The sequence below is a fragment of the Epibacterium sp. Ofav1-8 genome (assembly GCF_022348185.1).
Lineage (GTDB): Bacteria > Pseudomonadota > Alphaproteobacteria > Rhodobacterales > Rhodobacteraceae > Epibacterium.
The window spans coordinates 1-15,689 of the sequence record NZ_JAKRFD010000002.1 but is presented as its reverse complement, the minus strand read 5'-3'; the positions used below and the strand labels follow the sequence as shown (position 1 = coordinate 15,689).

General features: G+C 56.3%; 12 protein-coding genes and 1 pseudogene. 2 read left to right on the top strand and 11 right to left on the bottom strand.

Going from position 1 to position 15,689, the window contains the following annotated elements:
* Nucleotides 1-664: 664 nt before the first annotated feature.
* Together MHM97_RS02865 and MHM97_RS02860 are read left to right on the top strand one after the other, a co-directional pair.
* Nucleotides 665-4,117 carry a P-loop NTPase fold protein gene (locus tag MHM97_RS02865; protein ID WP_239319252.1) on the top strand — a complete coding sequence of 1,151 codons (3,453 nt, stop codon included), beginning with the start codon at nt 665-667 and terminating at the stop codon, nt 4,115-4,117.
* A 145-nt stretch (nt 4,118-4,262) separates the two neighbouring features.
* Entirely contained in the window at nt 4,263-5,744 is a 1,482-nt protein-coding gene (locus tag MHM97_RS02860; RefSeq protein ID WP_239319251.1) for a KAP family P-loop NTPase fold protein, read from the top strand.
* A gap of 103 nt (nt 5,745-5,847) precedes the next feature.
* Here MHM97_RS02860 and MHM97_RS02855 read toward each other — a convergent pair.
* The 11 genes and pseudogenes from MHM97_RS02855 to MHM97_RS02805 form a co-directional block, all read right to left on the bottom strand.
* A pseudogene (locus MHM97_RS02855) lies at nt 5,848-6,607 on the bottom strand (IS5 family transposase).
* A 235-nt stretch (nt 6,608-6,842) separates the two neighbouring features.
* Nucleotides 6,843-7,517 carry a cyclic nucleotide-binding domain-containing protein gene (locus MHM97_RS02850; RefSeq protein WP_239319249.1) on the bottom strand — a complete coding sequence of 225 codons (675 nt, stop codon included), beginning with the start codon at nt 7,515-7,517 and terminating at the stop codon, nt 6,843-6,845.
* Nucleotides 7,514-8,338 carry a hypothetical protein gene (locus MHM97_RS02845; protein WP_239319240.1) on the bottom strand — a complete coding sequence of 275 codons (825 nt, stop codon included), beginning with the start codon at nt 8,336-8,338 and terminating at the stop codon, nt 7,514-7,516. Before MHM97_RS02845 ends, MHM97_RS02850 begins: the two co-directional genes overlap by 4 nt.
* A 571-nt stretch (nt 8,339-8,909) precedes the next feature.
* Nucleotides 8,910-9,251, bottom strand: coding sequence for a hypothetical protein (locus tag MHM97_RS02840; RefSeq protein ID WP_239319238.1), 342 nt, complete (start codon nt 9,249-9,251; stop codon nt 8,910-8,912).
* Nucleotides 9,252-9,295: 44 nt separating this feature from the next.
* Nucleotides 9,296-10,063 carry a peptidoglycan-binding protein gene (locus MHM97_RS02835; RefSeq protein WP_239319237.1) on the bottom strand — a complete coding sequence of 256 codons (768 nt, stop codon included), beginning with the start codon at nt 10,061-10,063 and terminating at the stop codon, nt 9,296-9,298.
* A gap of 76 nt (nt 10,064-10,139) precedes the next feature.
* Nucleotides 10,140-10,460, bottom strand: a complete 321-nt coding sequence (locus MHM97_RS02830) for a hypothetical protein (RefSeq protein WP_239319235.1) — start codon at nt 10,458-10,460, stop codon at nt 10,140-10,142.
* An 18-nt stretch (nt 10,461-10,478) separates the two neighbouring features.
* Nucleotides 10,479-10,886 (bottom strand): DUF4376 domain-containing protein, encoded by a 408-nt coding sequence (locus tag MHM97_RS02825; protein ID WP_239319234.1) that lies wholly within the window; start codon nt 10,884-10,886, stop codon nt 10,479-10,481.
* A complete protein-coding gene (locus MHM97_RS02820; protein WP_239319233.1) occupies nt 10,883-11,206 on the bottom strand; it encodes a hypothetical protein in 324 nt (107 codons plus the stop codon). Before MHM97_RS02820 ends, MHM97_RS02825 begins: the two co-directional genes overlap by 4 nt.
* Before the next feature lie 13 nt (nt 11,207-11,219).
* Complete coding sequence (locus MHM97_RS02815; protein WP_239319230.1) at nt 11,220-12,161, bottom strand: hypothetical protein; 942 nt, start codon at nt 12,159-12,161, stop codon at nt 11,220-11,222.
* A 13-nt stretch (nt 12,162-12,174) separates the two neighbouring features.
* The gene (locus MHM97_RS02810; RefSeq protein ID WP_239319228.1) at nt 12,175-13,080 is read right to left on the bottom strand and encodes a hypothetical protein; all 906 of its coding nucleotides are present in this window, start codon (nt 13,078-13,080) and stop codon (nt 12,175-12,177) included.
* The coding region (locus MHM97_RS02805; RefSeq protein ID WP_239319226.1) for a hypothetical protein at nt 13,080-15,689 on the bottom strand (2,610 nt) is incomplete at its 5' end. The genes MHM97_RS02810 and MHM97_RS02805, both read right to left, overlap by 1 nt.

Here is a 15,689-nt window from a genome sequence, read left to right as displayed (position 1 = left end):
CCCCTCTAAATCGCATTCGTGATCCCACCCCAGCACGGCCTTGACAGGAATTCCCCGGTACCCCGCGGAGCGAAGGATCCTACATCCCGCTTTCCGAAAAACTGCATGATGGTTGTCGTGGAGGCTTACCTCGATCTTGCCAACGTGACCGCACTCACACCAGATGTGAAGAAAAAGAGGCATTCACTGCTCCGCTTCGCATGACGGAACATAAGTAGAACTTCTAAATATTCGGATCAATGCGGTCCGAGCAGAACGGCGAGTACGGCGCTCAAAGAGTTGGCGCCTCATGATTAGGTCGCGACCTTAGACGAGTCTACTCAGACCATCCCTGCTTCATTCAGGTTTTCTTGGACGAGAAACCAAACCTTCCAAATCCATCGTGCATATAGCAGCTGGAGCTGCGTGTTAACGAAAGGGCGTAAAGTCGATCTTCCTATGTTCTGGCTCAAGGACCGCAAAGCGGAGTTAGCGACCATTGCGGCCCATACTGGCCATTGACCTGGCCCAGCCAATGCTGCGGTAGTAGCGCGCTTCCGAGACATTCGCCGCACTTGAAATGACCGTAGATTGGTTGAACTACAATAAGTTTTGTCTTTGTTCTCGAAGGCGGATAGGTTGGCGACACAACTCTAAACAGAGCGATTGCAATACGGATACTTCAATGAGTGAAGAAGAAATTTTTGAGCGCCACATAGTCGTCGATCAACCGGCTCGCGAGGACGTTTTCGAAGGTAAAGGCCACCTACGGACGGCTCATCAACTGGCCAGGACCATTGTAGAATTTGACAACGAAGATCGTTCTATTGGGTTGGAGGGAGATTGGGGGGCAGGGAAATCAACAGTTGTTCAACTCGCCGCCAACGAATTGTCTGAGATAAAAAAAAGAAACTATCGGTTCTTCACTTTTGATATGTGGAGCAACCAAACGAGCCCCTTTCGCCGCACCTTCCTTGAGAAACTGATAGACTGGGGAAAGCGCGAATTCACAGACGACAAGTCCCGCGTTGATAAACTTAATGAACTACTCGACAGGGTTCGTGACAGAACCGTTACAACAGAGTCTAAATCTTTCAGACGACTTGATTGGTTTGGGGTTCTCTTCATTTTACTTGGACCAATGCTGCCTTTGGCTTTTGCTTGGCTCAGCCCATTCTCGATTAACCCCACGAGCGGTTCAGCCTTGTCGCTTTCGATTTTCGGATTCTGTGTACCGGCTTGGTCCGTGGCAATTCTTCTGGTCGGTTTCCTTTATGTAGCTTTCATTGTCAGAGTTTGGAAACGCGCCGAGGATGAAAGCATAAAGTTTACCGACGCACTCTCAATGTCGGCGTCGCTATTCACCAAACAGCAAGAGAATGAAACAACCACCCAAAACATTCGAGAAGAAGATCCAAACGAGTATGAATTTGAGATCACACTACTGGATATTCTGCAGGTTCTTCAAGAAGATAATGACCGAATTGTCGTCGTATTCGACAACATCGACCGCCTTCCAAAGGATGGTATTTCGAACGCTTGGGCAGATATACGGGCAGTTTTTTCTGGCGATCCGGCCAGCCTGAACACGGGGCCACGCGCGTGCACTGCGATCGTTCCATACGACAGAGATCACGTTTTCGAGGCGATATCTGATGGAAAGAATAACAATTATTCCGAAAAGGACTTATTCCGAAAAACCTTCGATGAAATATTTCGGGTGTCTCCTCCGGTTGCTTCGAATATATCCGCGCATGTTGAAGCCACACTTCGAAAAGGGCTGCCCAATTTCAATGATAAAAACGCAATCTACAACGTAACAAAAATCTTTCAGCGGTCAACACATCTACAAGGTCGCCCCGTCACACCAAGACAAGTCATTTCATTCATCAATGAAATTTCGAGCATATTTGCTCAATGGGGAGGAAGAATACCTCTAGACACGATAGCCATTTTTCAAGTTTTCAGAGAGGATATAGAACGCAAGCCGCAATCACTAAACAATTTATCGAGCCAGCTGGCACCGTATTTAGTCAATTCGAATGATGTTGACTTGAATCGGCATCTAGCGGCGATTGCCTACAACGTTGAGCCACAGTTGGCCTACCAAGTCTTGCTGGAAGGTCCTGTCTCTGCAGCGCTTGTGGACAAAGACCCCGAACAAATTAAAAACGTCTCGCGTGCCCCGGGATTCCCACAGGTTCTGATAGGGATTTTGGAGACACAGGCATCAAGTTGGGCAAAGGAATCAGCAGTCACCTATGCCCAAGTTGCAAAAAATCTAAGTTCCATTGCTCTAGATGTTCAGACCTCGACTCATGTGCTCGCGCTCTACCTTTCGGGGCTGAAAGATCTGAGTACCCTAGAAATTGAGACCCCCGAAGACGTGCAGAGCCTACGCGCGATAGTTGATCTATGCCCAAACAATCAGCGTTCGTCTGTGTCACTTCGCTTGGCTGAATGGATGACGAACTGCTTTGACGCTAAGGAAGCGACTTTCGACGATGGCAATATTTGGGTCAAGTCGCTCGGCATGCTGATTAATAACACCGATAGAAGGGTCGAAGCGTTCGCCGATCCATTGCTCAATGCGTTACAGTTGCCCCCAAATGTACGGTTTGTACTCGGAGTTGCCTATGATTGTGATGAAATTGGCCTTTCGTTCTCACGGTTCAAGCATTCCATTTCTTCGAAGGCATTCTTGGAGCCCCTCAAAGAGATCTGTTCAGACGATCCATTAACTTTTCACTACGTTTTCAAGCAGCTAAAGTCGGCGAAATCATTGAATGCATCTGAGCTTTTGGCGCTTCTGCAACACCAGCACGATCAGCTCACGAGCCAAACCTTCGGTGGTGACGAAGACTATTTCGCCTGTCGCGCGGAAAATCTCATTGCTACTTATGGGGAAATTTCAAGTCTAAAGAAAGCCAATGAATTGCTTGGAGCGCTTTCAAACAACGGCACTCTGGCATGGCATGCATACGCCACAAAACAGTCAAGTGAAGCGGATGGAGCCTTGGCCGCAACGGTATGGTTGACGCTGCAGAATCTCAAAACGGCGACGTTTGAAGTTGGCGGAAACACAAACCAACCACCTTTTGGCAATCTTCACCCAGCACGACATTGGCTAAGTCAAGTATTAAGTGGTTCCGTCGAGTTTTCGGATGCAGTGATCGATCATTTGGCTTCTTATGTTATTAGCCAGAAAATGGTCTCTCGCTGGATAGGATTAGCTGCCGAGGCTTCACCCTATCAAAGGATCTATTCCTCCGTTTTCGAACGCCTAAGTGAGAGAGATGACCTGTATTCTTTGCCTATAGCAACACTGCTTAACCACTACGATCAGATACATAAAATCTTTGGAGATAGGATCGATCAAGTTCTCACAAACACCAGCGGAATTGTTCGAAGTGATCAATTGGAGAATATAGATCTTGGCTCGATACCCATCGCACTGTTGCGGGATACGGCTAATCGTGAAGAAGACGGTTGGAAGCTTTTCCACACCGCTGTGGAAAAAGCTCTTACGGATTCTTTGGACGAGAACTGGAAAAACCACCTAGCTTCCGACAGTGTTGTGCTTACGGTATTGTCGGTTGAGGCGACGCTGAGAGACTTCAAGCTGCCCGCACATAGGTTCCAAGAGCCTTTTTCTGATCTGGTGGTTGAGTTGATGTCTGGACAAGCTCAGCTGGACAGTAGGCCAAATTTGTCTGAGCAAGTCCTGAAATCGATACCGCCTAGGGCACGAGCGGCGATGCCTAAGGCTATCGCGGACCGTATGGCCAACGTCTCCACAAACAAAGAAACATTCGGATACGTACAAGAAGTATTTCCAGAACTTGTCGACCAAATTTATTCCAAGTCATCGGATGATGTAAAAGTAAGGAATTTTGCCACGCCGGCCATCGCATCCGCGAGAGAGAAAGGTGTGGCTTTTGTTGAGAGGCATTCTACATCGTTGAGGTCCGCGCTCGAAAAGGTTACCGACGAACAAAGAGGCCACTTTGTAGAAGTGATTGAAAGCGTTCGTTCCGAGGTTGAGGCTCATCGCATTAATATCCTAGCCGGACAGCTAGGTATTAATTTGAAGCCCTTGGGTAATGACCCATCCGACGGCAACCAAAACGGAGCATAACCGGCACAAAGGCAAGTAACGCTTGAATTAATCCGCAATCTCATACCTGGTTGAGTTCTGCAGCGCTGTTGTACCAATCGGGGTCTGAGCGCGGTTCCTCTTACCTCGGACGACCTACCTTTAAGCAAACTATTTGAGGGCGAGCATGGTAGAAGAAAAACACACAACTACGATGGCCAAGATTTGGGAGGGAGACGCCCTAAACAGGTCCAAGGATGCTGAGATACTCAGGACCTTCACCATCGGGCATTTAAACTTGCGTGAGAATGCAGGCGAGCCACGGACATACGTCCTTAACTTGGATGCTAACTGGGGCGCTGGTAAGTCGTTCTTCCTGAACCGTTTCAAGAAGCACCTTGAGGCGCACGGCCATATTTCTGTCTATGTGAATGCCTGGGAGAATGACCACTCCAACGATCCGTTCATGACCGTGGTCGATGAGATTCAGGCTGAGCTTTCCGCTCGCTTGTCTGAAAAAGTAACACCTGAAGTAATGCTGGAGAGGACTGCTCCCTTCAGGAAGTCAGCGATCAGAATCATTGGCGGGGCTTTGTTTACCGGCGGGAAGCACTGGGCTGTAAAGTATATCGGGCAAGAAGCCATTGAGGGTATTTCCGAGCTATGGGAAAACGATGATCCCAATACTGATTTCGGAAACGGTGAAAGCAACAAAATTGAAGAATCCATTCGAATAGCTGTCGATAGCGCGGTAGATACAGCCGGTTCAGAGTTGCTATCGCAATTTCGGCTACAGAAAGAGGTTCAAGAAAATTTCCGGTGCCAACTCACCGAAATCGGTAAGGACGTTCTAAATCAAGATGGCATAGAAACGCCGATTTTCATCCTAATCGATGAACTGGACAGGTGCCGACCGAGCTATGCCATAGAACTTTTAGAACGAGTAAAGCACATCTTTTCCCTTGAAAACTTCGTCTTCATTCTTGGAACAGACACTCGACAGCTAGCGAATGCTATCAAAGGTGTATACGGCTCTGAATTTGACGGTGAACGCTACCTGAAACGTTTCGTTGATCGGACCTACCACTTCCAAGACTCGCCAAAAAACCAGCTTATCGATTTTGCGCTTAAGAGAAATGGGCTAAGTGTTGAAAACTTTGTACCCCTACCAGGATACGACGTTATCACATTTTTATCCGAATGCTTTAGCAAAGGCAAAACCGAAGCCCGCGACATAAGGCAAATAGTTGAAATCATTGGCACCTTTGTAGCTACAATGCCTGTAAGCACTAGGAAAATTGATATAGCGAGTCTCCTGCCACAGGTATATAAAAGACACTTCAACCTTTCAGACTCACAGCTGGACAATTGTGATCTCGCGAACATAACTTTCGCCTTCACTTCCAGGTCGCGAGAAGGGGGGGGAAGATTTTTTCAAAAGAAGTACAAAGACGTGTGGAGAGATATCGAGCGCAATTCAATTGACAACTTTAACAACTCAGATCCCCAAAATAGCCTTGAACACTGGATTCAGAAAAAGAATTATGCTGAGCTCAAGGAGCTATTCAGAGTGACCCAAGTGAACCGCAGGGAAGAATCTGTCGGACAAGAGTACGCTCGAATACTAGATCAAATGGCGAACATTTCGGGACCGTCGGGAGACGAATAAAACACCTCTCAACTTGAAAAGGATTCTAATTGCGGCTCCTTTTTCAATTTGGTACTGACTTCACTAGAGTGCGACAAGTTTAGCAATAGCCTAGGGTCAGGATTCATAACCAGTAGATTACGAGGGCGGCGAGAGCGATGGCCGAGAGGAAGACCTTGGGACAGCAGACGTAGCGTGTCGCCACGCGTCTCCAATCCTTAAGCCTGCCGAATATGATCTCGATGCGATTGCGCCGCTTGTAACAGCGTTTGTCGTATTTGACGGGCGTCTTTCGTTGCGTTCTCCCGGGGATACAGGGACGTATCCCTTTGTGTTGCTACTCTTCTCTGAACCAGTCAGCGTCATCGCCGCGATCCCCGAGCAGCCATTTGACGTTTGGCAAGCCGCTGAGCAGAGCTCGCGCGCCGATATAATCGCTCACCTGCCCGGCGGTGGCAAAGAGGTCGATAGGTCGTCCTAGACTTTCACAGATGGCATGGAGTTTGGTGTTCATACCGCCTTTGTCCAACCGATCAGGCGGCCACGCCCCCCCCCTTTTTCGCGGCCATGCTGGTCGCGGTTCGGTGTGCCTTCAGGTAGTTTGCGTCAATCATCACGGTCTTTTCCTCGCCGTGTTCCGCAGCCAACCCGGTCATCATCCGCGCGAAAATACCTTTCTCGCTCCAACGCTTCCATCGGCTGTATAATGTCTTGTGTGGACCATAGGCGGCAGGCCCATCGCGCCACCGTAACCCATTACGGTTGATGAAGATAATCCCGCTAAGAACCCTTCTGTCGTCGGCTCTTGGTTTGCCATGCGACTTAGGGAAAAAAGGGGCCCATTTGGCCATCTGCTCGTCGTTCAGCCAGAAAAGGTCGCTCATGTCACCGCTCCGTTTTCGGGGCCGTGGATCACGCAACGCTCGAGAAATCAATGCATCCTGACACTAGGCGATACTGCGTTTGGCACGGATGTCAGCGAAGCGCAGAAGCAGAATTTGCAGAATCCCGCAAAGCTCACTTGGTTGTCGCCTCAAGTTCGAGCAAACGCCGAAGATATCTAGACACCAAACATTCCAAGAAAGAAGCGACAAAACCTGTGGTACTTTATTGCTTTCATCAACCAGATTGACTGGAAACATATCCTGCAACTTCCTGCAGCACCCCAAAGCAAAACTCCCCTTCTTTTCGCAGCAATTCATTAAACCCTTTTCCGTCAATTAGAATACACTTAAGGGGTTTGCTCGCCACCATTGCCAACTGGCGAGGCTCTCCACGAATCAAGCCGAGTTCGCCGACAAGTCTATTCGGTCCAATTTTCACAATCAGTCTTTTTACCCCATGCTCATCCGGCAGCATTAAGTCGGCTTCACCTTCAACGACAAGGTATGCACCAGAAGCGGAAGATTCGCCTTTTTCAAAGACAACATCTTCTGCATCAAACATTACCCAACGAGAAAAACTGAACAATTCTTCTAAAACGTCTTCGGATGCGTGGGTGAACAAATCACACTCCCTTAGCAGACGAATTTTCAAGTCATTCGAGCTTTCAAATGCCTCATCGACAATATTTCCTTCATCAAACTTAGTAGTTTCATCAATCAATGCTCCCATAAAATTCGCTCCAAGAGTACTGACTCCTGTAAAATCTTGGCCGCGGAGATCAACTCCGGAAAAATCACAATATTCGTAGAAAGTGGCTGGGTCCTCACCCGCTAAAACAGCTAGTTCCCTGAGGTCATCTGTATTTGCCACAAGGAGGCTGTACGCGGCTTTCAAGTAGTTTTCTTTCATAGCTGTGCTTCCGAGAGCATCACGTCAGCCAACGTAACTTCACAATAAGGGTCTTCTACGTCTCGGAACTCAAGCCCACCCTCCAACAGCTTCCGCCTAATATAGTGTGCGGCAGCTGCTCTCTTTGGGGAAGATTTAAATATTTTCAACCATTCGTCCGCGCCACATTTTGCACGAATATTGCTAATGTTAAGGTCTTCATTTTTGCACGTAACAGTGACACGCACCGGATTATTGTCCAAGCTTTCAGCGTTGACAGCAATAAAGTCAGCAAGGGAACTGCTTCTTGACCAAGCCCGCCCAAGTAGTTCATTCACGACCAGCGGCTTTAGCAACCACTGGTACTGGCCATTCGGCTGGACCAATGACCTTGTTTGGATCGTCCTGTTCGTCTTTGTCGCCAGCACAGAATCCCCAGTAAGTACTTCTGACCCCTGAAAATTCATCCCTGCGTTTAATGGTAGCTCCGAGCCGCCTCTTTTAGGAAGCAGCGAAACGTTCAAGCTGGCCTCAACCTCTTTTGAGGACAAGATTTTGTTTTCAGAAGTGATTTCCACAAGATGATCGTCCTCCCTTACGCTCATTTTGGGTACAAAAAAACCCTCGCGATCATGAAGAAACAACCGAACACTAGCCGATTTAACTGACAAATCAAAGTAGATCGGGGCTTCGCTTTGTCCGCTTAGGCAGGCCTGCGAAAAGCTGATGTCTGCAAAGACCCTGTACCTGCTTTCCTCGCCTTCGACGCTGCTGAACCAGCAATCGGCTGAGATAACGTCAGAAAAAATTCTTTGCATGTTATCTTTGATTACGCTTACCATTATGAATCCAATCTCTTTTTTTCAAGCGCGTTGTGACACACTGCGCGATAGCAATTCTGAATAACACCGGATTTGTTTCAACAATCGTGTAACGGACGTGCTTCCCCGATCCCCATACAGAGTTACCCTACGGGTTCTTTGACAGGCATGCCAAGAACTATGTAGCGATTGTGTGAAGGGTAGTGCGAGCCTGGATCTTCGCGACTTATCGGTCGAATGCGCGCAGTATCAGGCATTGAGCCTTCGTCGATTTCTGCTTGCCCGAATGACCGAAGGACGGGAAATTTGCCGCACTGTCATAAGTCTCCTACCGCGGGAGCGAGGGATTTCCGAGTCAGCAATAGTGGCATAAACGAAAGGCCGGTTTGTTCGGCACTGTGTGAACTCACCAGCTCCGGAACCTCGCAGTCGCAGCAAACGGCAGGAACCACGGGCCGCGCGGCAGTAAAAAACCTCGGCTGGTTGCGCCAAAGGGCCGAGTTTGAGAATGACGCTAACTGCGCTTTGCCGCCGTTCGAGCTTGCTGCACTAAAGGAACGAACTGGCGACGATTGTCGCCAGTCCGTTTTCGTCATTGAATGAGGCCGCCCACCACACTGGCGAGCTTGCTGCGGGCGAGGTTCTGCAACACTTGATCGTTCGGCCCCAGGCGCAGGATCGCGTCGGGAACAGAGGCCTTTGCGTGATCCACGGCCTCGCGGATCAGGACCTCCGCCGCCTCATTGGGGCCGCGCTCCAGACCGGCGCGGATGCCGCTCATCAGGGCGCTGTGCAGCGCGTCGCGGTGGCGGGCCTCGATGTCGAGACCCCAGCGCCGTTTGGCGGTATGGGCCGCGCTGCCGATCAGCGCCGTCAACAGCACGCTCAGCCCGCTCAGGGCCACCGGCAGCAATTCCTGCAAGATGTCATTCATCAGTCAATCCTTTCGATTTCAGGGAGAAGAAAGCCGACCACCGCTTAGCTGCAGAGGAAGGCGAGGACGCGCCGCAGCCAGTTCGGGCGCGGCGCGGGTTTCGGGAGTGTGGGTACAGGCGGCAGGGTGAGCAGCGCTTGATGCAGCGCGGCGCGGGTCTTCGAGCCGATTACCCCGTCCACGGTCAGGCCAGCAGAGCGCTGGAAGGCGCGCGCATCCGTGGGCGCATGGCCAAGCAAGACAAGCTGTGCCCGGTCGGTCCAGGCTTGCCGTTCTGCCAGATGGTTGAAGCCGCCGTTGACCTTGCGGGTGATCCCGCGCACGTCGCCAAGATCGGCCAGCGCGTTCAGCCCCCGCACGGTCCAGTACCAAAGCGCAACCAGCCCTTCCCAGGGATCGGTCAGCACCGCATCGGGATCGGCCTCAAAGTCCGGCGCGGTATGATCGAGGCCACGCGCCCAGGCGGTGAACGCCCGATAGTTCCAGCGCCCGGTGATCTGGATCGGCCCGCGTCCACGCAACAGGTAGCCATCGCCATCGCGCTCCGGCGTATTGCCGAGATCCGTGCGGGTGTCATAGCGCTGCTGCGCCTGTGTCGGCCCCCAGAGTTCGCGGTCATAGCGAAACGCCCCGCTTTCCAGCAGCACCTGCCCCAGAAGACAGGACAGGCGGTGCCGCCGGTTCAGCCCGAGGTCGCCGCCATAGGTGTTCAGCGACAGCAGGAACGAGCAGGCGTTTGCCTCCTGCGCGCTGGCTTTAGGGATCTTGCCGGTGATCTTTTCCAGGGTGTCAAAGGTGAGAATGTCGGTCATGCCGCCTCCAAATGAGAACGCCCCGCGCAAGGTGACCTTGGCGAGACGGGGTGGTTTCAGAATGTCGGGGGGTGGATCAGCGGATCGGAGCGCGTTCCATACGTTCGAGCCGGTTGTCGATTTTGTTGAGGGTAGAGAGGATGAGCGACAGGCGTTCATCCTGGCGAGCGAGCGCGGTTTCATTGGTGCGCACGCGGGCGGTCAGGGTCACCTGGCGGGCTTCGGAGGCGGTCAGATCCGCGCGCAGGGCGTTGATGGTCCTGGACAGACCGGCGGTTTCCCCGCGTAAGGTCGCCACCTGAATGCCGACCCAGAGCCCTGCCCCGACCAGCCCGCAGGCCACCGTCCAGGCAAGGGATTTGTTCATGGTGATCCCGCGATCGCTGTTTTCAATCATGGCCATTCTTCTGTGCCCTTATCCTGCGAATACGGCGTCAAAGGCCGCCTCAACATCCAGCCCCGCCGGGTCCGCGCTGGCTGCGACCTGCGCGGCCACTACAGCCTCGGCGGCAAAGCAGGCCTGGACATGCTGCACCACTGCCGCCGCTGCGACCTTGATCTCTTCTTGCGTCAGCTCGACAAAGCCTGCCGGTGTCTTCCAGGCGACCGGCGCGGCGATCATGCCCTGGTCAAGCGCGCTGACCGCACCGGAGAGCGCGAGGCGGGTGGTTTCATCGCCGGGCATGTGCAGGCCGCCGGGCAGGGTCACGCCCGCAAGTGTGCGCTTCCAGCGCAGATCGGCCAGATCGGCCAGCGCCTGTGCCCGTGCCGCCTCGGTGCGATCCTGGGCGGTGATGACCTGGGAGAAGTCGATGGTGCTCATGGCACGGGGTCCTCTGTGGCGGTGGTCTGATAGGCGGGGAGCGGCACCGGCCCGTCGCCGGTCAGGCTCAGGGGCTGCGGAAAGCGGGTGGCCTCCGGCGCATCCGGCCCATGGGGCAGGATCAGGGTCAGGCGGATCACGCCGCCCTCGCGGGTCACATCGGCGGCCAGCCAGTCGCAGGCCACAGCCGCGCGGGGTAGCACGTCGCCCTCCTGGAGCGGCGCGAAGTCGAAGGTCTCGCCATTGATTGTCAGGCTATCGCCCTGGCGGCTGACGCTCAGCGCCCGGTCAAGGCGCATGGGGGTAAATGAGATTTGCATGCGATGTCCTCCTTCAGAACCAGCGGCCAATTGCCGTGGCGCGGACCGTGCGATCCGTATACTGCGAATGGCTAAAAATCGTGATCTGAGCGTCAGATGGGGATGTGGTCCGCACGACCCCCCAATGGGTTTGCGAGTTTCCAGTAGCGCCGACATGGCCGACCAAACCGCTTGACGAGTAGAACGAGGCCGGGAACGTCCAGATTTTCGGAGCCGCGCTGCGATAAAGTGCCCCTTGTGCCGTCGTCACATCTTCCGACCAGTCTCCCGAACAACAGATCTGGGTGCCATCGGCGAAGCGGACGTATTCGCCATTGGCGTTGCTGCCGCGCTCGATCACTGCGCCCGTAGGCGTGCCGCCGGACTGCGAGACAGTGCCGAGAAGGTTTTCGGCATGGATCAACTGCGCCCACCCGCCAAAGCTGTTGCCGGAGGTGCGCACAAGGATCTCGCTGGAGGCATTGGGCGCCGAGGACGATCCCCGCGCCGCGATCTGAACCCCGCGCCCCGCGTTCCGCCGCAGTTGCAGGAGCGCGCCGTCAAAGGGCCAGCCGTCCGACGCGGCAATGCTGTAGAGACCGGCGGGCACATCCAGTTGCGCGGGGTCCGCGAGGTTCGGCGGGTTGGTGGCCAGAATGCCCCCTGCCCCGACCGCAAGCAGTTTGCCGTCGCTCGCATCGGTCGCATTCGCCTGCACCGCTGCACCGCCAATGCTGTCGGCCTCCAGCGTGGTGAACTTCGCCGCCGCCGGATCGCTAAGACCGATGGTTGTGCCATTCAGCGCCGCGCCGATGACCACGGAGTTGGTTTCCAAGAATTCGATAAAGGCCAGCAGCTCATTGCGATGGGTGGTCGCGAAGTGCTGGAACAGAGCGTACATCTTGGCGTCAAAATCCGCCTCCGGCGTGCTGCGCTGGGGGATCTCAGGGAAGGGTGAGAAGCCAGGAATGCTCATCTGTGGCACTCTCCTATTTTAAGGTTTTCAAAATCAGGGGGAAGACGGACTCGCCGGCCACATCGATGGGCTGGCTGTGGTCATCGACAAATCCCAGGCCCTCGATCCCGAAGGACGGGGCATCGCCGGAGACGTAAAACGCCGTCGCCAGACCATCGACCTCGGCCACGATGTCCATCACCCGCTGCGCCTGATGCGTCGGCACCAGGAGCGACAGGTCGACCTTGCGGGTGGAGCCGCGCTTGACCAGGATCTCATTGCCAAAGTCGTCATAGCCCTTGCGGCTGTGGCTGACGAACTGGACCGTGGGCCGGTTGCGCACCCGCCCCAGGAGATTGTTACGCCCCATGACGATATGGCCGACCTCGGCCACCGCACCGGTGGCATCGATGGTGATGTCGATGCGGTGGCCGATATAACCGGGAAAGCCGTTCAGCACCTTCTGGCGGGCATAGACCACGCCGCCGAAGAACCAGGTATAGGCGCTGACCACATGGCCGGTGTCGGCCATGGCAAAACTCCGGTCATAGATGCGCGCCGCCCCGTCCCAGACCTCGATCCGCACCGTGCCCGCGGTCAGACCAAAGAGCGCAATCGCATCGCAATCCTGCGTCGGCACCACCGAATAGGTGATGCGGTCCGCCTGTTTTGCGGTGTTGGAGCGGCGCTGATCGAAGGCCCGCCAGCGGTTGGTGGCGCTGATCTCCAGCCAATGGCTGCCGTCATCCCCCAGCGGGTCATGGCCCTGGTTGTTGTCCACCAGGCTTTCATAGATCCGGTGCGACAGGGTGGAGATCACCCGCGCGCCCTGGTCATAGGTGGCGGCGCTGTCCCAGTCCGGATGATCATCCTCCGGGATGTTCGAGGCAATCAGCTCCACCTCGCTCACGGGCATCGGTGCAATGATGTTGAAGTCCATCAGCTCCGCTCCCCCGGCAGGCCGATCTCGTCCCAATCATCCATCTGATTGGCGATCCGGTCCACGATCAGCTGCAACGCTTGGCCCTGCGCCACCACATGGCGGGTCAGATCCTCGACCCCCCGCGCCAGCGGTCGGTTGTCGAGCATCGCCACCGATTCCGCATGGCTGTGAATGCGCGCGGGGCCGGTGTGCTCGATCTCCCAGCCGCGCTCGCCAACGATGCGCGCGCCGCCCTTATGCGCCCCGCCCCGGGCAAAGGCGGGAATGCCGCCGAGATCCCGGATCTGCGCCCGCAGGGTCTCGATCTGATCCTCGTTGCCGTTGTAGCGCTGGTTGTAGGCGCGGATCTGTGCCTCCAGCCCATCCGCACCCCGGAAGGCAGAGCGAAAGCCCGCCAGATCCGCCCCGCCCCCATAGGTGAGGTAATCCGCGTCATAGATGATCCGCCCCGAGACCTCTGAGAGCCGCAGCTCCGCGTCGCGGCCGCCGGAACGGGTCAGGCTTACGCCGGTGCGGCGCTCCAGCGCCTCGATCTGGCCGATCAGCCCCGCCGCCTCGCTGCGATCCGCAAGGCTGCTGGCCACGGTCTGCCCCTGCGCCTGCAGCGCGGCAATCTGCGTCTGCGCCGCCCGTGCCAGCCGATCCGCCTCTACCGCATCGCGCAGCTCGCCCAGCATGCCGCGCAGCCGGTCCAGCGGGTCCTGCAGCCGTTCGGTCTGTGTCGCCAGATCGGCAAAGACATCATCGGCCTCCAGCACCACGCCGCCGCCAAAGGTCAGCCGACCGCTGCCGCCGCCATCGCCGATCAGCCCGGCGATCTCGCTCAGCCGCGCCACCGTGTCGGCCCCCGCCCCGGTCAGGGCCACAGTCACCCGGCGCGACAGGTTGGCGGAACGGGTCAGCACCAGCGACCGGGTCTCCGGGTCGAGGTCACGGGTCAGATCCAGCATCACCCGGCGGCGCAGATCCGCCGCCGTGGTCAGCGCCAGCCTGCGGCTCTCCGCATCCAGATCGGCGCCCAGCACCAGGTCCAGCGTCGCCACATGCTGCGAGAGCGCATGGGTGGCAATCCAGCGATCCGCCGGCGTCAGGTCATCGCGGCGGATGATAAAATCGAGCGTGGTGCGAATGCCGGTGTCGGCCTGTTCGACCAACTCGCGCAGCCAGCCCGGGGCGCTGTCATCCAGCGTCACCGCCACATCCAGCGCGCCGACCAGATCGTCATAGCTGAAGGCCTCGGCCTGTTCGATGGCGCTTTCCAGCGCCGACAGCGACGCCTCGAAGGAGGCCACCGTGCCATCCCAATCCTCGGCCAGCGCCTGGACGCCCTCGCTCAGATTGGCGACCTCATCCGCCGTCAGCCCCTCGAACTGCAGGAAGGTGCCAAGCGCGGTCAGAACCTCGATCTGCTGCTCATACAGCCCCGCCAGCACCTCATCATTGCCCGCTTCCAGATCCGCGATCCCCGCCGCGTAGGTGAGACGCGCCTGCACCTCGGCGGCAATCCGGCGGTAATCCAGATCCGATCCCGCCATGTCGCGGGCACTGCGCAGGTAGCTGCGCGCCAGATCCGGCAGCGCCGCCGCCGCCGTTGCATCCCCCGCCTGCACCCCGGCAAAGGCCGCATTGAGGCGGGCCTTCTGCGCCGTGGCGGTCTGGGCATCGCTGGCCGCGCTCAATTCGGTGGTGAGCAGGTCGGAGACAAAGCCGCGCAGATCCTCGGAGGTCCGCCGCCAATCCGCCGCCGCCTCTCGCGCCGCGCTCACCATATCCTGGGCCGCATCGATCTGGACGCCGATCTCGCCGCCGATCTCCTGCGCCAACCCGGCCAGCTCCGCCGTGAAGGCGCCCACCTGCGGCAGCACCTCATCCATCGCCCCGGCCAGCCGCAGCAGTTCGGCATAGAGGGTCTGCCCGCCCTCGGTGCTCAGATCGAGGCTTTCAACCAGCTCGCGGAAGGCTTCGCGCGAGGCGGGCATGGCAAGCCCCAGTTCCTCGAACTCCTCTTCCAGCCGCCGCAGGACGGTCTCGCTGCGCTCCGCCTCGGTATAGAAGCCGTCAAAATAGCGCGAGATCGCAACCGAGAAGGCCTCCGAGCCGCCAAAGGCCGCCAGCAGGTCAGAGGCCAGATCACCGCCCGCCAGCGACACATCAAAGGCCGTGCCGCCCAAGAGATCCATGGCGTCATTCACCGCCACCAGGCTGCCCGAGAGCCGCGCCAGCGTGTCCGAGGCGCTTTCCCCGGCGCGGGTGAAGTCGTCGGTGCCGAGGATCAGATCCGCCATTTGGTCGGAGGCCGCCGCCATGTGATCGGCGATGTCCTGCTGGATCTGCTCCTGCGTGCGCCCGGAGGTCATCACCGACAGCGTATAGCCCTCGAACTCCGCCAGCGCATCGGAGCCCAGCCCCAGCGCCTCCGACATCGACAGAAGGCCGGAGGTCAGCCCGGCAACCTGCTGATCCAGCGCCGCATCCAGCTCCGCATCCACCGCGCCATAGACGTTCTTGTCGCTGCGGAACCAGCCGCCCTTGTAAAAATCCCGGGTGTAGCCGTCAAAGCCATCTGCCCCGATGGTGCCCTCCAGCGCCGAATATTCGAACTTGCG

Excerpts from the sequence above, each read along its gene's own strand:
- MHM97_RS02865 (WP_239319252.1), top strand. The coding sequence starts at position 665 with ATGAGTGAAGAAGAAATTTTTGAGCGCCACATAGTCGTCGATCAACCG.
- MHM97_RS02860 (WP_239319251.1), top strand. The coding sequence starts at position 4,263 with ATGGTAGAAGAAAAACACACAACTACGATGGCCAAGATTTGGGAGGGA.
- MHM97_RS02850 (WP_239319249.1), bottom strand. The coding sequence starts at position 7,517 with ATGAAAGAAAACTACTTGAAAGCCGCGTACAGCCTCCTTGTGGCAAAT.
- MHM97_RS02845 (WP_239319240.1), bottom strand. The coding sequence starts at position 8,338 with ATGGTAAGCGTAATCAAAGATAACATGCAAAGAATTTTTTCTGACGTT.
- MHM97_RS02840 (WP_239319238.1), bottom strand. The coding sequence starts at position 9,251 with ATGAATGACATCTTGCAGGAATTGCTGCCGGTGGCCCTGAGCGGGCTG.
- MHM97_RS02835 (WP_239319237.1), bottom strand. The coding sequence starts at position 10,063 with ATGACCGACATTCTCACCTTTGACACCCTGGAAAAGATCACCGGCAAG.
- MHM97_RS02830 (WP_239319235.1), bottom strand. The coding sequence starts at position 10,460 with ATGATTGAAAACAGCGATCGCGGGATCACCATGAACAAATCCCTTGCC.
- MHM97_RS02825 (WP_239319234.1), bottom strand. The coding sequence starts at position 10,886 with ATGAGCACCATCGACTTCTCCCAGGTCATCACCGCCCAGGATCGCACC.
- MHM97_RS02820 (WP_239319233.1), bottom strand. The coding sequence starts at position 11,206 with ATGCAAATCTCATTTACCCCCATGCGCCTTGACCGGGCGCTGAGCGTC.
- MHM97_RS02815 (WP_239319230.1), bottom strand. The coding sequence starts at position 12,161 with ATGAGCATTCCTGGCTTCTCACCCTTCCCTGAGATCCCCCAGCGCAGC.
- MHM97_RS02810 (WP_239319228.1), bottom strand. The coding sequence starts at position 13,080 with ATGGACTTCAACATCATTGCACCGATGCCCGTGAGCGAGGTGGAGCTG.